The organism is Aureivirga sp. CE67, assembly GCF_015767245.1.
Lineage (GTDB): Bacteria > Bacteroidota > Bacteroidia > Flavobacteriales > Flavobacteriaceae > Aureivirga.
The window spans coordinates 1-18,083 of the sequence record NZ_JADOTV010000007.1 but is presented as its reverse complement, the minus strand read 5'-3'; the positions used below and the strand labels follow the sequence as shown (position 1 = coordinate 18,083).

Here is an 18,083-nt window from a genome sequence, read left to right as displayed (position 1 = left end):
AACTCTTTTATTTATCTGTTAAATAATCTTTCATAGAAAATTCACAATGTTTTGGTTCTAAACAGCGTTCACAAGAAATGAACGTTCCTAAGTTACCAAAAAACAAATCATTAACTCCTTCACTTTCTCTCCAATACTTTTCTTCAGTTACCTCATCTTCAGAGAAAATAAATCTTTTAATTATTTTTAATTTGTCATCAATAAACGTAATACATAAACACATGAAATAGTTTTGACTATAGCTAGAATTCGGATTATCTATAGACACATAAGTCAAATACAAATCACCGTATTTCTTATTTTTGTAATGACTGATTTTGAAGAGGTGGCGGGGATTTGTTGGAAGTGAGCTATATTTTACATCATTATAAAACTCATCGTCTTTTGGTTCACTCAGATATACCATTCCAAATGATTCTTTCAAATCTTCAATCAGGAATGAGTTCATTTTTTTTAATTTGATATTATAGTTTTCGATATTATTAAACCAACTAGAAATTTTAGCATCTATTTCTGATTTAAAAAATCTTTTTAGAAAAGTATTTATTTTATCCATTTATAGGGTATTTCTTTAATATTTTATCCTCTTTCATAGTATCTCTTTCTTTTTCTCTACAAGAATCTAAAGATATTACTTTAATCTCTGAATTCAAGAACTTTAATTAACTCAAACACACCTCAACATCACAAGTCATCATCTATAGTGAATTTGAACACATTTTCATTCATTTTTTTATTTTTTCCGTCTTTATCAGCTGAGTAAACATTCTCTGTGATAATTACTCTGTATTATAATCCATCAGACTCGTTTCCTCTTCAGGAGCTTGGTATTTTTCAACAGAGATAAGAGTGCCAGGGTTGAGTACCTGGAGTACTTCTCCATTATGCGGATGATACCATTCTCCATTATCAGAATCAAAACTCATTTTATAAATAATTTTTAAGCCTTTATTGGTATTAGCCACAAAGAAAATAGATGAGAAATAAAGATCACGTCCACCTTGCTGATCATAACTCAGATAACAAGCCCAAAGATCATCATCTTTGATAATAGACTCTAAGCTAGAACCTAATTCAGGATGTTGGTAATGTTTGATTTGGAAAAGCGTTCTAGGTATGATTTTATTTATTTTTCGTGAAAATCTATTTAAATACACTTGATCATTAAGAACAGAAGCCACCTTTCTAACTCTGTTTTGATTATAATTTAGATATGGATGAATATATGAATTGAGTTTTGTAGATAATTTGTCATGGTTTTCATCTGATAAACTTATATCATACTTTGTCCTATGAATCTCATAATCATTTCTAACAAACTCAGTGATAAAATTGTATATTTTTTCCATACTTTTATTTTGTTCCAAATAATAAATTGGATATTTCTAATTAAATTATTTTATTGATACCATATAATAAGTCAGGTCCTCATTCAACACTAATATTTGGTTCATCAGCTCTTTTATTTATCAGTTAAATAATCTTTCATAGAAAATTCGCATGCAGAAGGTTCTATATAACGTTCAGCGCATATAAATTTTCCAGATTGAGTAAATGAAACATCATTATAACCATCCATAGAAGACCAATATTTTTTTTTCTTTGTTCTATTATGATTTACAATACTCATTTTTAATATTTTCCATTCACCTTCCACCTGTGTGATATAAAAGCACTGGAAATAGCTTAAACTAGGTTTTAAAACAGGATTTGTGTTCGAAGTATAAGCAAGATATAGTTTTCCATACTTTGGATGTTCATACTCACTTATTTTGAAGAGATGTCGAGGTCTATTTTTAGTTTCCCCTTTTTTTCTCTCATAGTATGAATCATCAAAAGGAGCTTCTAATTCTGCATATGTTTCCTGAAGTTCATTAACGAAATGATCCTCATATCGCTCTAATTTCCTGTTATACAAATCAATATTTTTATTTGATAATAAGTCAAAAAGCTCTGATTCTATTATAAAAAATTTTTGCAAATATTTTTTTATTTTATTCATTCACCATTTTATTTATTTGTTAAATAATCTTTCATAGAAAATTCACAACCATTTGGTTCAAGATATCGTTCACAGGAGATGAATTCACCAGCGGTTTCGAAGGTTACGTATTCTATACCTACTCCTTCCGCCCAATCATATGTATAATCATATTCATTTAAGCTTCTAAAATATTCTTTTATTATTTTAAGATGACCATCTATTTCAGTAATAAAAAAGCATAGTGAATAATGTAATGTATATTCATCAGCATTGGTATTAGAAACATAAGCCAAATACAAATCACCGTATTTCTCATTTTTGTAATGACTGATTTTGAATAGATGGCGAGGATTTGTTGGAAGTGAGCTATATTTTACATCATTATAAAACTCATCATCTTTTGGTTCACTCAGATATACCATTCCAAATGATTCTTTCAAATCTTCAATAAGGAATGAGTTCATTTTTTTTAATTTGATATTATAGTTTTCGATGTTATTAAACCAACTAGAGATTTTAGCATCTACTTCTGCTTTAAAAAATCTTTTTAGAAAAACATTTATTTTATCCATTTCATCAATTATTTATCAGCTAAGTAATCTTTCATCGAAAACTCACATTCTGAAGGCTCTAAATATCTCTCACTGGAGATGTATTCACCAACAGTGTCAAAATCAATATCTCTATCACCATGATGAGGATTCCAATTAATTGTTCCCATATCACGATCTTTATGAACAAAAAAATCTCGAATTATTTTGTACTCATTATTAATTTTAGTGATAAAAAAACAATCAAAATATTCTAAATCATATTTACTATCAGTATTTGGTTCTGATACATAAGCTAAATACAAATCACCGTATTTATCATTGATATAGTGACTGATTTTGAAGAGATGACGAGGTTGAAATTTTTTAGACCCCATAGCTCTTTTATAAAATCCGTCTGGCAAAAGATTATCCATTTTAGCTACAAATGCATTATCAAGCTCTTTAATGCAAAATTCATTTAAAATATTAACTTTATCAGTTAATGATTTTAAATCAGGAATTAACATAGCATCTTTAGCAACTGCTTCAGCGTTAAAAAAAGACTTTAAAAATTCTTTAATTACATTCATTATAATAATATTGTTTTAATTTTTTATTTTCTTTTATAAAATCAAATTTAGAATTATCTAAGTTATAATCTTAGACATTATTATCATTTTATGTAACATAGCATATATAAATACTCCTCACATTCACTAATTTATTTACTTTGGCAAGTTTAACGACACTTTCTCCAAGAAGTTAATAAAGTGATAATTTATATAAAAATCCTTCAGCTTAGAACCAAGAAATTTTGGTGTGATTCAAATTTAAAATTACTCTGCATTATAATCCATCAGACTCATTTCTTCCTCAGGTGCTTGGTATTTTTCTACTGAAATAAGTGTTCCAGGATTGATAATATCCATCACATCAGTATCCGCTTGATGTTCCCATTTTCCTTGAACAAATCTATTGTAATCTATGATCTTTAAACCTTTTTCTGTATTGGCTACATAATAAATACGAGAATAGCTTAATGGCTTATCAAAATCTTCAGAATGGCTCACATAACAAGCCCAAATATTTTTGGAATCAATAAAGTTGGTAGTGACATCTGGATCATTTTTAAATTCTTTATCTAACCAACTTCCTTTACAATGTCTTTCCAAAAGATCTCCCATTTTTGGATCTTGATAATGTTTGATTTGAAAAAGAGTACGTTTTATAATTTTTTCACGACTTTTACTAGATAGTTCAACCTCATATGCATCATCTTCATCATCAATTTGTCTACAAAACAAAGAATTTCCTAAAATAGAATGATGAAAATTTTCATATATAATATTTTCTTTAATTTCAAATTGTTCTTCAGATACATTGTAATCATATGAATCGAGTAATAATTCATTTTCACTACACAGATATTTATCAATAAATTTTAAAATATTTCCCATATAAAATACTATTTTTTTAAGTCCATATAAATTATACGAATCTAATAATTATCTAAACACACCTCAACATCACAAGTCATCATCTATAGTGAATTTGAACACATTTTCTTTCAATTTTTATTTTTTCCGCCATTATCAGCTGAGCAAATAACCTCTGTAATAATTACTCTGTATTATAATTCATCAGGCTTGTTTCCTCTTCAGGTGCTTGGTATTTTTCTACTGAAATAAGTCTTCCAGGATTTAGCACTTGAAGTACTTCACCATTATGTGGATGATACCACTCTCCATTATCAGAATCAAAACTCATTTTATAAATAATTTTTAAGCCTACATTGGTATTAGCCACAAAGAAGATAGATGAGAAATAAAGATCACGTCCACCTTGCTGATCATAACTCAAATAACAAGCCCAGAGATCACAACCTTTGACAATAGACTCTAAACTGGAACCTAATTCAGGATGTTGGTAATGTTTGATTTGGAAAAGCGTTCTAGGTATGATTTTCTTTATTTTTCGTGAAAATCTGTTTAGATACACTTGATCATTTAGAACAGAAGCCACCTTTCTAACTCTGTTTTGATTATAATTTAGATATGGATGAATATATGAGTTGAGTTTTGTAGATAATTTGTGATGGTTTTCATCTGATAAACCTATATCATACTTTGTTCTATGAATCTCATAATCATTTCTAACAAATTCAGTGATAAAATTGTATATTTTTTCCATGCTTTTATTTTTTATTCTGTTCCAAACACTATCTAATTCAACTCTTTATTTTCCAATTTCCTTTTGGGTAAATATCCCAGAGGTTTTTGTCATTATCAATTACATCATAACACTTTACATACGCTAAGTGACTGACGGGCAAAAAATCCTTCAGCTTAGAGGCTAGGGATTTTGGTATTAGCAAATATGGCAAATACATAGTTTTGCTTTTACTAATTATTTATCCAACCAATAATCTTCTTTAGAATCATCATCAACAGGCTCTATAAAACGCTGAGTTTCTACAAAGTCTCCGATAGTTTCGAAAGTAAGTTCATTCTCACCAGGCCCTTCAATCCAGTGATCTTTATAATTCATGGGATCTCCGAAATAATAATTTTTGGCAAATTTCCATTGATCACCTTCTTTAATAATAAAAAAACAATCCATAAACTCTAAGTCATAGTCATCTAATGGATTCACCATAGTCGTATATGCTAAATAGACATCGCCATATTCTGATCCTGTATAGTGACTTAGCTTGAGGAGTTTACGAGGTTCGGACATTGGTAAGTCTTTGCCTTCTTCATAATATTCATCAGGGTTAAATGATAATCTATTTTTTACAATTACATTTTTAAAATTTAAAGTGCAATGTCTATCATTAAAGCTCCTGACAATTTCATCTAAGGCTTTTTTATCAGGTTGTCTAAATGCATATTCGTAAGTCACTTCTTCTCTAAATGCAACTTCTAAAAAGTTTATAATATCAATCATCTTTCATTTTTTAAATAATTAGATAAAAATTTATCTTCATTGATTTCTAATGCCTGTTTGTTCTTGGATATTAAGTTTTGATAAATAAGCATAAACTTGTTACCATTTGCACTTTTATCACTACTTCCATTAAGCTTAATGTTCTTTATTTCATATTTAACACCCATACACAACTGCGGAATGCTTTTGTGCTGTAGAGCTTGGTTTATCTCTTTAAGCTTATCTTTAAGTTCATCTCTTTTTAAATTAGCGGCTTTAGGTAATTCATTTTTGAGGGTGAACGATAAAGTTAATACTAAACTAACTTTTTCAGATTTGCTCCATTGTTAAACAACTATCCAATTTTTAATATAACAAATCTATGTATGAATAAATTAAAGACAAACAAAAAAAACCTTCAGCTTAGACCAAAGGAATTTTTGTAATTAAAGAAAGGATATTTAATTAAAATATTCTTCTTCTATTTTTATTCTAGCGATTTCTAAATATTTTTGAGCTTGTTCATGATTTGGATTAATTTTAAGTACTTTTTCAAAATAGACTTCAGCTTCATCAAATTCCTCTTGGTTGAAAACAAATACTCCATAAACAAAAAGAATCTGAGTATCATGACCATTCGAGTAATTAACACTATTTTCTAAATTCTCACCTGCTTCTTCAACTTTGTTCAAAATCAACAAAATTAAACCCTTGTTCATATAAGCACGAGCGAACTTAGGATTTGCCTCAATAGATTTGTCAAAATATATAATTGCCTCATTATAATTTTCTTTAGCTTTTTCAACAAGACCTAAATTTTGATAAATATACTCAGCAGAAATACTCCCACTTGGAGAAATTTTTAATAAACTTTCGGATTTTAGATAATCTTCTTTTGCTTGATCATAATCTTTGATAGAATAGTATACATTTCCTCTACAGTAATATGCGTTATCATAAGGCTTCTCTGATATAAGTTTATCAAATACTTCAATAGCTTTTGTTGACTCAGAATTATTATAATAAGCGATACCTAAATTTAATAAAGCCTCATAATAATCTGGCTGAAGTGATAATGCCTTTTCCAAATTACGGATAGCATTCTTTGGATTCGTGTTAATGACTATCGTCCCTCTTTCAAAATATGCCTCTGCCAGATCAGCATCAAGATTTATGGCTTGGTCGAAGTAATCTTTTGCTTTATCGAATTGAGACTGTAGATTATATATTTGTCCAAGTTTCAATGTCATATGCTCATTTTGTTGATATCCTGAATATTCTGATATGATTCGAATAGCTTGTTCATACTTTTCATTTTCCTTATATTTTGTAGCCAGTTCAATAATCTGCTCTTCACTCATAACTTTGAGTTTTTCAAGCTTAGGTATGTCATCAAGCACCCAATTTTCACCCTTATATGTTTCTAAGACAGATATGGCTTTTTCTTTAATCTCAGTAGTATCTGATCCTTGATAAAGATTTAATACAGGAGTGTACAACTCGTCCCATTCTAGTGCCAATACAGCATCTAGTGCGCCGATAAGTAATTCATCATCATTACTCTGCAATGCTTTTGATACAATATCAAATACTTCTTCATTGAAAGCTGATCCTGAAAAGTGGATAGCTAAGGACATTAAATTTTTACAATTTAGTTTTAAATTTATATTATTAAATAATTTAGTAGTATGTAAAATTGGAATATTATTATTTATAATAGCTTCAATTTTATCAATAGAATTATTATCCTCTGAATGTAAAACTACATAACCTAAACCATATTTATATAATTTGATGAAATGTATTTTTATTTTTATATCCTCATAAACTTTTATGGCTATTTTTGTATTGATGATTCCATAATCTTTGTTTTCTTTGAAATCATAGTTTAACTCGTTGTTTATCTGGTTAATAACTCTCTTGAACTTTCCTATCATTAAAGACTTTAGATCCTTTGCGTCAAAAACAATTTTTCTTTTATTTATCATCAGATTTTATTAGTTTTTTTTTAAAGATTAAACATTAGATATTATCACGATTCATTTTGTATTAAGTTTAGCAGATTATCAAATTCCCCTCTTGAGAGGGGCTAGGGGTGTGTTTTTAAAATAATTAAAATCTACCATAAGGTTTCAATCGTGATAATGTCTATTATCACATTTGATTTATAAAAAGAAAAATTCAACTCTTTATTTTCCAATTTCCTTTTGGGTAAATATCCCAGAGATTTTTGTCATTATCAACATAGAGTAGTTTAGATACACCTAATGATTTTGCATGCTCTTCAAGACTCAGTGCCAATTTTCTAGAAGTAACAATAAGTAAAATTTGATTTATTTTTCTACCGTCTTCCAGTTCCATTGATTTATCAAATTTTTTCAACTGCTCAGCAGAGTCTTCATCGACTTCTGTATCAGAAGGACCAGCATAAGCTTTAAAAGCAGCCTTGTAATTTCGGTGAGTATAAGTGAAAAAATACTCTTCAGGCAATAAGTCCATATCATGAATATTCATTATCTTTTTGTCTCCTTCCTCATTGAAGTAAAGATCTAAAGGCAAAGAAACATTTTCGTAGAAAAAGTCCTCACGCTTAGAAAGGATGTCACTTAATTGATCAATTTGTAAAGTATCTGACCAAGTAACCATCGTAAAGCGATCCTCTCTTTTCTCAACTTGATATGGATGATCTTTAGTCTCTAAAGCTTGAATTAATTCATCCACTTGATATTTTTTGATTCCTGCCAGTTTATCCGGAAATGCTTCAAAATAAGCATGGTCGAAGATATTGATGATGGCTTTTTTAACAAATACACCGAAATTACGCATAGGTCGAGGCTCTAAATAATCTATGTGTGGGGACATAACTTGTATTTCTCCCCCTTCCAAATAACAATCATTTTTCATTACGTCTATAGTATTCCAAATGAACTTTTGAAGTTTAGAAATATTTGTTTCTGTATCAAATGAATTTAGAAATAAACAAAGAACAAATTCACCTCCATATAGTGAAGATTTGGAAAATTCCATTCCATCATCAAAAGGCTGATCGGATTGTTCTCTGTATAGTTCTAAAGAACGTGTTTGTCCTTCTTCAGTAATTATATAGTTTTCAATGATTTCTTTTTGATTAATCGGAACTAAGCGATCATCTTCAAGGGAATAATAATGCAAAGGAACAATATCCTGCTCCAGCATTATATTCACAATCTTGGGGAACAAACCATCTTCTGTGATCCATTCTTTTTTTTCTTTGAGCTTAAATCTTAAATATAAAGAGATATTTCCTGATGCATTCTTCTTCATAGTTTTATGTTTTTGTTTAAAAAATAGTTATAATTATTCTACAATTAATGTTTTTCTCTCATATCTTGAAATATCTGCATTTGGAAACAAACGAAGTAGTTTTTCTTTGAATTCGACATAGTCAGGATCATCAAGACTGTGTTTTGTTATCAAGTATTTAGGCCAGTGAAACATCCCTCTGGCATTGAGCAGATCATCCATAAATTGGTCAAAACTATCTGTATAATGATAGCATTCCCAGTTTGGGTTGCTGTCAGTCGGAATGATGAACAAAGGCATCAGTCCATCGTCTTCAAAGTGCAAAACGATATCATGATAAGGATCACAATAAAGTATATATTTATCTTCAAGATGGGGATACAATCCTTTCTCCAGTCCGTAGTGTTCAGCGGCATTTTGACTAAAGATATCTTCGATGCGATGAATTTTAAAATTGGCACGAACATCATTGTCTTCTTGCCATTCCATATAAGTAAAAAGTGAACACAATCTATACGCAGTAAAATCCTCTGGAAAGACCTTGCCCAAACCCAGTTGCCAGCTAAGGACATTTCCATACTCAGCATTATTGACCGGAATATCCTGTCCGGGCAGGCATTGAATGACTTTGCAGTTTTCAGGAAGATTAAGAAATGCCTTTTCGAGCCTACCTTTGTAATTCCATTTATGAAAACGGACATTGAGTTCTGGTTGATCAGCAAAAAGTTCACGATGACGAAAACGACTCAAATCTTCTTCAGGAAACAACATTTCCATTTGCTCAAAAAATCCTGTATATGGATATTTTTTCATACATTCTGGAAATTCTTCTGTAATATAAAGTGGCCATAGTTCCAAGCCTCTTGTTCGGATACTTAGTTCAGCAAATTCCTCCGCATTGACGGTAAGTTTGTGAAGACTTTCTTCATCGGGAATGTAAAGATAGAGTTCATGCGTATCATTGTAAATTTTGGCAAGGACTCTGAAGCCTGTCCCTAATGTAGAAAAAATGATATAACCATTTTTTAAATACTGAAGTAGTTTAGTTCCAGTATACTTCTTTATTATGGCCCTGTGATTTTGAAGGATTCCATACATGGATTCAACTTCTTGATTCCCTGAAATACAATACCATATATCGTTTTGATCGAAGTTACCTCTCCATTGAAAATAAATACTGGTGCTTATTTTTTGGTATGATAAGAAATCTTGAGGTAATTTATACCCCAAGTATTCTTCTAAGTTCTTCAATTCATTTGAATTTGTTTTTAATTTTCTTTCTGATAATTGGGAATATTTATCTTTTATTCGAATACGAGCATTACTTCTACAATATTTTTGAAGTGATTCTTTAAATTCTTCAAAACATTCTATAATTTCCATAGTTTTTTCTATTAAAACTTTCTTTATTAATTCGTTAAAACTGTAGGATATTGTCAATTTTTAAAAAATTAAATTTAAAAAAATAGTTAAGTATTTTAAAAACTTTCTTAAATAAATATTATCACGTTTGATTTTGTATAAAAACATACAGATTGTCAAGTTCCCCTCTTGAGAGGGGCTAGGGGTGTGTTTTTGATGAAACAAAATTCCCTCATAAGATTCTAAACGTGATAATGTCTAATATTTATTTTGATATTTTTTCAGATTTTTTTCCTTTTCCGAAACAAATGAATGCAAAATATTTTTTTTACTAATCACATAATATTTTTTTAGATTTTTCGTTATTTATTATTTAGATTCAATTTAAATAAAGAAAAATATCCTGTTTTTTTTCTAAAATTTTCACTTCTTTTCAAACTTAAAAAATCATCATTTTTTAACATTTTCAGAATCTTGTGTAATGTTAGTTAAAATATGAGTTTATGAGATAAAATATCACATATCACTCAAGCTTATGAACTATATTTCAAATACTTATAATTTGTTATTATTTTTATCATTCTAAAATCCAACTTCTAATTTTACACTTTTTTTTTTCGATTAATATTATTTACCTTGCAGTATAATTACAATATTTACTTAAAATTTTGCATAAAATTTAAAGTTTTCACGGAAATATTATAATTAAACTATCACATCCCCCACATATAACATATTATTCATATTTGTTGCATTTAAGACGATGCGATACGTATTTGTACATTATATGGGAGGATATTCTCAACAAATACTAACTAAATATGAAATTAAAATTACTCGTCTCATTTTCATTGTTATTATTATGTCAGCTCCACTCCTATTCTCAAAATAACAATTCAACTTTCGAAAACGCCGATCCTTTTTGTGCAGAAACAGGGCTATTTTTTCCAAATACATCCAATGGATCTACTGCACAATCTGGACCAAATTATTCTTGTTTGGGTTCGCAACCAAATCCTGCTTGGTATTATCTTCAAGTTGGTGTAAGTGGCTCAATCGAATTAACAATTTCTCAAAATTCTTCTTCGGATTTCTCAGGTTCTGGTTTAGATGTCGACTTTATTTGCTGGGGACCATTTAGTGATTTAAATATGGTTACTAGTGATTTAAATTCGTCGAACGAAATAGATTGTAGTTATTCTGCCAATCCTGTAGAACAATGTGATATTCCAAATGGAGTTGTAGGTGAATTTTATCTAATTCTTATCACAAATTATAATGGTTCACCTGGTTTTATTCAAGTAGAACAAACAGGAGGTACTGGTTCTACAAACTGTGAAATTCTAGCATCTCTTACAGATCAAGATGCTTGTAAAGGAACAGATTTAGAAATTGACGGAACAGCTGAAAATAATCCAACTGGAAACCCGCTGAGTTATCAATGGTCTTTGTTAAATGAAAATACAGGAATTTTTGAAGATATTCCTGGAGCAACAAATCCTGTTTATACAATTACAACTTCAGGAACATATGGTTTGACCATCACGGATACAATCACAAATGATCAAGCTTTTGAAGATGGTGTTATTACTTTTCATGAAGTACCAATAATTACAGCTACAAATCTAGATTTCATTTCCTGCGATTTGGATCAAGAAGTTTTTAATTTTCATACTATGTATGATTCCACTATTTTGTCTGGATTAAATGCTTCACTCTTTTCGGTTTCTTACCATCATTCTCTTTCTGAAGCCAATAATAACTCAAATCCTATTACTGGAAATTTCACAACTTCAAACCCAAAAACAATCTGGGTTCGTGTGGAAAATGTAAACTTAACGGATTGTTATGATATAACTAGTTTTGAACTTAACGAGCATCCAGAAGTTGTGGCAAATCAGCCAAATGATTTATATAATTGTGAAAATAATTTGATCTTTGATTTAACACCTCAAAGTGCAATTATCAACAATAGTTCAGATGTAACGATTATTTACTATGATAATTTGGGAGGAATTATAACAAATCTAGATACATATTTTGGTACAAATGGGGAAGTAATCACGGCTACAGTAACAGACAATAATACAAATTGCGAAAATTCCGTAAGTTTTCAATTATTTTTAAATCCATTGCCAAATGCACCTCCAACTTATACAGTTTCTGATTGTGATTTTGATGTTGACGGTCTCATCACTTGGGATTTAACACAACAAAATTCTACACTAGACAATGGAGGAAATTTTAATGTAAAATATTATTCCGACGCTACTTATACTTCTGAAATCTTAAATACTACTTCATATACTTCTGGAAATTCTACTATTTATTATCTCTTAACTGATAACGCAACTGGATGTGAAAATATGGGATTTTTTCATCTAGAAGTAAATGACATTCCAATCATCGATCAATCTTATTCTATAGAATTATGTGACGATTCAGTCCCTGATGGTTTTCGTCCTTTTGATTTGACTGTTTTAGATAATGAAATTATAGGAACAAACACAAATGCCTCTGTTTCCTATTATGAAGTTTTAGATTTCGCTTCTGGAGCTAATCTACCAACGAGTCCTGCAATTTCAAATCCATCGAATTATATTTCAGATACAAAAACTATTTTTGCGTATGTAAATAATACAATCACTGGTTGTTGGGCAACAGCAGAAATTCATTTAACTGTTTATGATTTACCGATTTCTACAATTCCTGTTCCTTTTGAAATTTGTGATGAAAACAATGACGGAAAAGCAATTTTTGATTTAACACAAAAAGAAACGGAGATTTTAAATGGACAAACCGGAATTTCAGTTACCTATTTTACAGATTTAAACGAAGCTAATTTAGCAGTAGACGATATCAATGGAAATACGAGTTCTACAGCATACATTTCGAACACTACAACTTTTGAAAATACAACAAGTCCAGCACAAACAATTTATGCTGTTCTTAAAAATAATATTACAAATTGTGGAATCGTGACTCCTTTTGTGATTGAAGTTTTACCACAACCAGCTTTACCAGCAACGCAGCAAATTTTAGAAGTTTGTGATGATTCTTCAAATGATGGAATTGAATCTATTGATTTAACATTAGTCGATTATTTATTTAATCAAGCTAATCCAGATTTTTTAGTTTCTTACCACCATACAGAAGCGGAAGCGCATAGTAATTCCAATGCTATTGCTTCTCCTTATACCAATAATATTAACCCAACAAATTATACAGTTTGGGTTCGTTTGGAAAATAATATTACACATTGTTATGATTTAACAACTTTAGATGTTTTTGTTCACGAACTTCCGATTTCTACAATTCCTGTTCCTTTCGAAATTTGTGATGAAAACAATGACGGAAAAGCAATTTTTGATTTAACACAAAAAGAAACGGAGATTTTAAATGGACAAACTGGCATTTCAGTTACCTATTTTACGGATTTAAATGAAGCTAATTTAGCAGTAAATGATATTAATGGAAATACAAGCTCTACAGCTTATATTTCAAACACAACAACTTTTGAAAATACAACGAGTCCAGCACAAACAATTTATGCTGTTCTTAAAAATGATATTACTAATTGTGGAATCGTGACTCCTTTTGTGATTGAAGTTTTACCACAACCTGCTCTACCAGCAACGCAGCAAATTTTAGAAGTTTGTGATGATCCTTCAAATGATGGAATTGAATCTATTGATTTAACAACTGTTGATTATTTATTTAATCAAGCTAACCCAGATTTTTTAGTTTCTTACCATCATACAGAAGTGGAAGCGCATAATAGTTCTAACACTATTGCTTCTCCATATACAAATAATATTAGCCCAACAAATTATACAGTTTGGGTTCGTTTGGAAAATAATATTACGCATTGTTATGATTTGACAACTTTAGATGTTTTTGTTCACGAACTTCCAATTTCTACAATTCCTGTTCCTTTTGAAATTTGTGATGAAAACAATGACGGAAAAGCTATTTTTGATTTAACACAAAAAGAAACTGAGATTTTAAATGGACAAACTGGCATTTCAGTTACCTATTTTACAGATTTAAATGAAGCTAATATTGCAGTAGACGATATTAATGGAAATACAAGCTCTACAGCATATATTTCGAACACAACAACTTTTGAAAATACAACGAGTCCAGCACAAACAATTTATGCTGTTCTTAAAAATAATATTACAAATTGTGGAATCGTGACACCTTTTGTGATTGAAGTTTTACCACAGCCTGCTTTGCCAGCAACGCAACAAATTTTAGAAGTTTGTGATGATCCTTCAAATGACGGAATTGAATCGATTGATTTAACAACAGTTGATTATTTATTTAATCAAGCAAACCCAGATTTTTTAGTTTCTTACCACCATACAGAAGCGGAAGCGCATAGTAGTACTAACGCTATTACTTCTCCTTATACAAATTCTACAAGTCCAACAAATTATACGGTTTGGGTTCGTTTAGAAAATAATATTACACATTGTTATGATTTGACAACTTTAGATGTTTTTGTTCACGAACTTCCGATTTCTACAATTCCTACGCCTTTCGAAATTTGTGATGAAAACAATGACGGAAAAGCAGTTTTTGATTTAACACAAAAAGAAAATGAGATTTTAAATGGACAAACTGGTATTTCGGTTACGTATTTTACAGATTTAAACGAAGCTAACTTAGCAGTAGATGATATCAATGGAAATACGAGTTCTACAGCATACATTTCGAACACTACAACTTTTGAAAATACAACAAGTCCAGCACAAACAATTTATGCTGTTCTTAAAAATAATATTACAAATTGTGGAATCGTGACTCCTTTTGTGATTGAAGTTTTACCACAACCAGCTTTACCAGCAACGCAGCAAATTTTAGAAGTTTGTGATGATCCTTCAAATGATGGAATTGAATCTATTGATTTAACATTAGTTGATTATTTATTTAATCAAGCCAATCCAAATTTTTTAGTTTCTTACCACCATACAGAAGTGGAAGCGCATAGTAGTTCCAATGCTATTGCTTCTCCTTACACAAATTCGACAAGTCCAACAAATTATACGGTTTGGGTTCGTTTAGAAAATAATATTACGCATTGTTATGATTTGACAACTTTAGATGTTTTTGTTCATGAACTTCCGATTTCTACAATTCCAACACCTTTCGAAATTTGTGATGAAAACAATGACGGAAAGGCAATTTTTGATTTAACACAAAAAGAAACTGAGATTTTAAATGGACAAACTGGAATTTCGGTTACCTATTTTACGGATTTAAATGAAGCTAACTTAGCAGTAGATGATATCAATGGAAATACAAGTTCTACAGCTTATATTTCAAACACAACAACTTTTGAAAATACAATAAGTCCAACACAAACAATTTATGCTGTTCTTAAAAATGATATTACTAATTGTGGAATCGTGACTCCTTTTGTGATTGAAGTTTTACCACAACCAGCTTTACCAGCAACGCAGCAAATTTTAGAAGTTTGTGATGATCCTTCAAATGATGGAATTGAATCTATTGATTTAACAACTGTTGATTATTTATTTAATCAAGCTAATCCAGATTTTTTAGTTTCTTACCACCATACAGAAGTGGAAGCGCATAGTAATTCCAATGCTATTGCTTCTCCATATACCAATAATATTAGTCCAACAAATTATACAGTTTGGGTTCGTTTGGAAAATAATATTACACATTGTTATGATTTAACAACTTTAGATATAATAATTCATAATCTTCCTGTTTCTACAACTCCAAATCCTCTAGAGCTTTGTGATCCAAATAATGATGGAAAAGAAATTTTTGATTTGACAATTAAAGGAAATGAAATATTAAATGGACAAATAGATATTTCTGTTACGTATTTTGAAGCTTTAATAGATGCTGAGCAAGAAAATTTCGCGAATGCAATTACTAATTTTACTGCTTTTGAAAATACAATTTTAAACAATCAAACTATTTATGTTTTATTAAAAAATATTCATACTGGTTGTATTGAAATTGAAACTTTTGAATTAATCGTAAATCCAACTCCAGAAGTACTTATTCCTGAAATAATTTCACTTTGTAGTGATGATACCATAAACGGAATTGTAGTTTTTGATTTAACAATTCGAGAAAATGAAATTGTTTCTCAAACAGGAATTTCTTTTGAATATTATTATACAGAAAATGCTGCTTTGGTTGGAGATATTTCAGATACAACTCAAGGAATCGGTTTTATCTCAGATCCAACAAATTTTATAAATGATACCAATCCTCAAACTGTTTGGATTCGTACAGAGTTTACCAATTCTACTACAAATTGCTCTACAATTGTTCCTTTAGATTTAGAAATAAATGAAGTTCCAAATCTAGCACAACCTACTCCTATCGAACTTTGTGATGAAGATTCTGATGGTGATGGAGCAAATGGAATTGTACAGAGTTTTTTATTATTTCAAAAAGATTTGGAAATTCTAAACGGAGAAATTTTTGAAGTGGTTTATCATGAAAATTCAGTTGATGGTCCGATTATTAATAAATTGGTTCCTTATACAAATATAAACCCTGGAATTCAGAGTGTTTATGCTGTTGTTACCAATCCAATAACTGGTTGTGATTCTCATGTTATTTTAGATCTAATTGTAAATCCTTTACCAGTTATTCAAGATTTAGAAAAGCTAACTGTTTGTGATGATAATAATGATGGAACTGCTGATTTTGATTTAGAAGAAGGAACTCTCATAATGGATCCATTAAATGAATATAATATTACTTATTATGAAACGGAATCTAATGCAGTTTTAGGAGATTTAAATAATGCTATTATCGGAGCTTATTCTTCAAGTGCAAACATTGTTTTCGCTCGAATTACGAATCCAACTACAGGTTGTTTTATTACACATCCTATAGAATTAGAAGTTTTTGAAAAACCAGAAATTAATCCTATTCCAAATTATGAACTTTGTGAAGATCCTAACAATATCGGACATGCAGTTTTTCACTTAAATACGATAAAAGAAGATATTACAAATAACTATTCTGAATTAATTGTAACCATGCATGAATCTGAAATTGATGCAGAAAATTCTATTAATTCTATAGATGTTGATCAACCATTTACGAATACAATTCCTAGTCAGCAAACTATTTGGGTTCGTTTAGAAAATTATGTGACACATTGTTACGAAATTGTAACATTCGAATTAATTATTCATGCGTCTCCAGTTTCGTCAAACCCTAGTCCATTAGAAGTTTGTGATTTAAATAATGATGGATTTACAGAGTTTGATTTAACTTTAAAATATACTGAAATTGCTTATTCTTTAGGGCAAATTGAAATTACTTATTTTGAAGAATTAATTGATGCTCAAGAAGAAGTTTATCCAAATGCTATTTCCGATGTAAACAATTATTCTAATCTTGATATTAATAATCAAACTATTTATGCTTTGGTTAAAAATATTATTACAGGCTGTTCAGAAATAACAACTTTAGATTTAGTTGTAAATCCTACTCCTGAAATAATTGCTCCTGAAACTTTTAATCTTTGTGATGATGAAATAAAAGATGGATTTACAATTTTCAATTTGACTGATAAAGAAAATGAAATTTCAACAGAGTTAGATATTTCTTTCGAATATTATTTTACAGAAAATGCAGCAATTTCAGGAGATGTAACGAATACAACTCAAGGTGTTGGTTATATTTTGAATGAAATTAATTTTGTAAATGAAACGAATCCGCAAACTATTTGGGTTCGCGTAGAATATCCTGATACAAATTGTGGAAAAGTAGTTCCTCTAGAGTTAAAAGTTAATGATGCTCCAATTTTAACACAACCTGAACAATTGGAACTTTGTGATGAAGATGTGGATGGAGATGACACGAACGGAGTTGTTCAAGGATTCTTATTATACGAAAAAGATGCAGAGATTTTAAATGGAGGAACAGGAGAAGTTGTGTATCACGAAGGAGCGATTGATGGTCCAGTGATTAACAAATTAGTTCCTTAT

The 18,083-nt window shown here is 29.8% G+C and carries 12 protein-coding genes; 1 reads left to right on the top strand and 11 read right to left on the bottom strand.

All coding sequences use genetic code 11. The features are described from left to right. Nucleotides 1–7: 7 nt before the first annotated feature. The 11 genes from I0K12_RS10160 to I0K12_RS10110 form a co-directional block, all read right to left on the bottom strand. Nucleotides 8–556 (bottom strand): hypothetical protein, encoded by a 549-nt coding sequence (locus I0K12_RS10160; protein WP_196887669.1) that lies wholly within the window; start codon nt 554–556, stop codon nt 8–10. Nucleotides 557–779: 223 nt separating this feature from the next. Beyond that, entirely contained in the window at nt 780–1,349 is a 570-nt protein-coding gene (locus I0K12_RS10155; protein ID WP_196887667.1) for a hypothetical protein, read from the bottom strand. A 113-nt stretch (nt 1,350–1,462) separates the two neighbouring features. Beyond that, on the bottom strand, nt 1,463–1,981 hold the full coding sequence (locus I0K12_RS10150) for a hypothetical protein (protein WP_196887665.1): 519 nt from the start codon (nt 1,979–1,981) through the stop codon (nt 1,463–1,465). Nucleotides 1,982–2,010: 29 nt separating this feature from the next. Continuing rightward, nucleotides 2,011–2,556, bottom strand: a complete 546-nt coding sequence (locus tag I0K12_RS10145; RefSeq protein WP_196887663.1) for a hypothetical protein — start codon at nt 2,554–2,556, stop codon at nt 2,011–2,013. An 8-nt stretch (nt 2,557–2,564) separates the two neighbouring features. After that, nucleotides 2,565–3,107 carry a hypothetical protein gene (locus I0K12_RS10140; RefSeq protein ID WP_196887661.1) on the bottom strand — a complete coding sequence of 181 codons (543 nt, stop codon included), beginning with the start codon at nt 3,105–3,107 and terminating at the stop codon, nt 2,565–2,567. Nucleotides 3,108–3,353: 246 nt separating this feature from the next. Next, nucleotides 3,354–3,974 carry a hypothetical protein gene (locus I0K12_RS10135; RefSeq protein ID WP_196887659.1) on the bottom strand — a complete coding sequence of 207 codons (621 nt, stop codon included), beginning with the start codon at nt 3,972–3,974 and terminating at the stop codon, nt 3,354–3,356. A gap of 163 nt (nt 3,975–4,137) precedes the next feature. After that, a complete protein-coding gene (locus I0K12_RS10130) occupies nt 4,138–4,707 on the bottom strand; it encodes a hypothetical protein (RefSeq protein ID WP_196887657.1) in 570 nt (189 codons plus the stop codon). Nucleotides 4,708–4,923: 216 nt separating this feature from the next. Then, nucleotides 4,924–5,463, bottom strand: a complete 540-nt coding sequence (locus I0K12_RS10125) for a hypothetical protein (RefSeq protein WP_196887655.1) — start codon at nt 5,461–5,463, stop codon at nt 4,924–4,926. A 440-nt stretch (nt 5,464–5,903) separates the two neighbouring features. After that, complete coding sequence (locus I0K12_RS10120) at nt 5,904–7,430, bottom strand: tetratricopeptide repeat protein (RefSeq protein ID WP_196887654.1); 1,527 nt, start codon at nt 7,428–7,430, stop codon at nt 5,904–5,906. A 193-nt stretch (nt 7,431–7,623) separates the two neighbouring features. Further along, on the bottom strand, nt 7,624–8,745 hold the full coding sequence (locus I0K12_RS10115) for a hypothetical protein (protein WP_196887652.1): 1,122 nt from the start codon (nt 8,743–8,745) through the stop codon (nt 7,624–7,626). Nucleotides 8,746–8,778: 33 nt separating this feature from the next. Continuing rightward, entirely contained in the window at nt 8,779–10,107 is a 1,329-nt protein-coding gene (locus tag I0K12_RS10110) for a hypothetical protein (protein WP_196887650.1), read from the bottom strand. 800 nt (nt 10,108–10,907) lie between these two features. On the opposite strand from I0K12_RS10110, the gene I0K12_RS10105 reads away from it, so the two are divergent. Beyond that, on the top strand, nt 10,908–18,083 hold a 7,176-nt coding region (locus I0K12_RS10105), incomplete at its 3' end, for a hypothetical protein (protein WP_410548828.1).

Excerpts from the sequence above, each read along its gene's own strand:
- I0K12_RS10160 (WP_196887669.1), bottom strand. The coding sequence starts at position 556 with ATGGATAAAATAAATACTTTTCTAAAAAGATTTTTTAAATCAGAAATA.
- I0K12_RS10155 (WP_196887667.1), bottom strand. The coding sequence starts at position 1,349 with ATGGAAAAAATATACAATTTTATCACTGAGTTTGTTAGAAATGATTAT.
- I0K12_RS10145 (WP_196887663.1), bottom strand. The coding sequence starts at position 2,556 with ATGGATAAAATAAATGTTTTTCTAAAAAGATTTTTTAAAGCAGAAGTA.
- I0K12_RS10140 (WP_196887661.1), bottom strand. The coding sequence starts at position 3,107 with ATGAATGTAATTAAAGAATTTTTAAAGTCTTTTTTTAACGCTGAAGCA.
- I0K12_RS10135 (WP_196887659.1), bottom strand. The coding sequence starts at position 3,974 with ATGGGAAATATTTTAAAATTTATTGATAAATATCTGTGTAGTGAAAAT.
- I0K12_RS10130 (WP_196887657.1), bottom strand. The coding sequence starts at position 4,707 with ATGGAAAAAATATACAATTTTATCACTGAATTTGTTAGAAATGATTAT.
- I0K12_RS10125 (WP_196887655.1), bottom strand. The coding sequence starts at position 5,463 with ATGATTGATATTATAAACTTTTTAGAAGTTGCATTTAGAGAAGAAGTG.
- I0K12_RS10120 (WP_196887654.1), bottom strand. The coding sequence starts at position 7,430 with ATGATAAATAAAAGAAAAATTGTTTTTGACGCAAAGGATCTAAAGTCT.
- I0K12_RS10115 (WP_196887652.1), bottom strand. The coding sequence starts at position 8,745 with ATGAAGAAGAATGCATCAGGAAATATCTCTTTATATTTAAGATTTAAG.
- I0K12_RS10110 (WP_196887650.1), bottom strand. The coding sequence starts at position 10,107 with ATGGAAATTATAGAATGTTTTGAAGAATTTAAAGAATCACTTCAAAAA.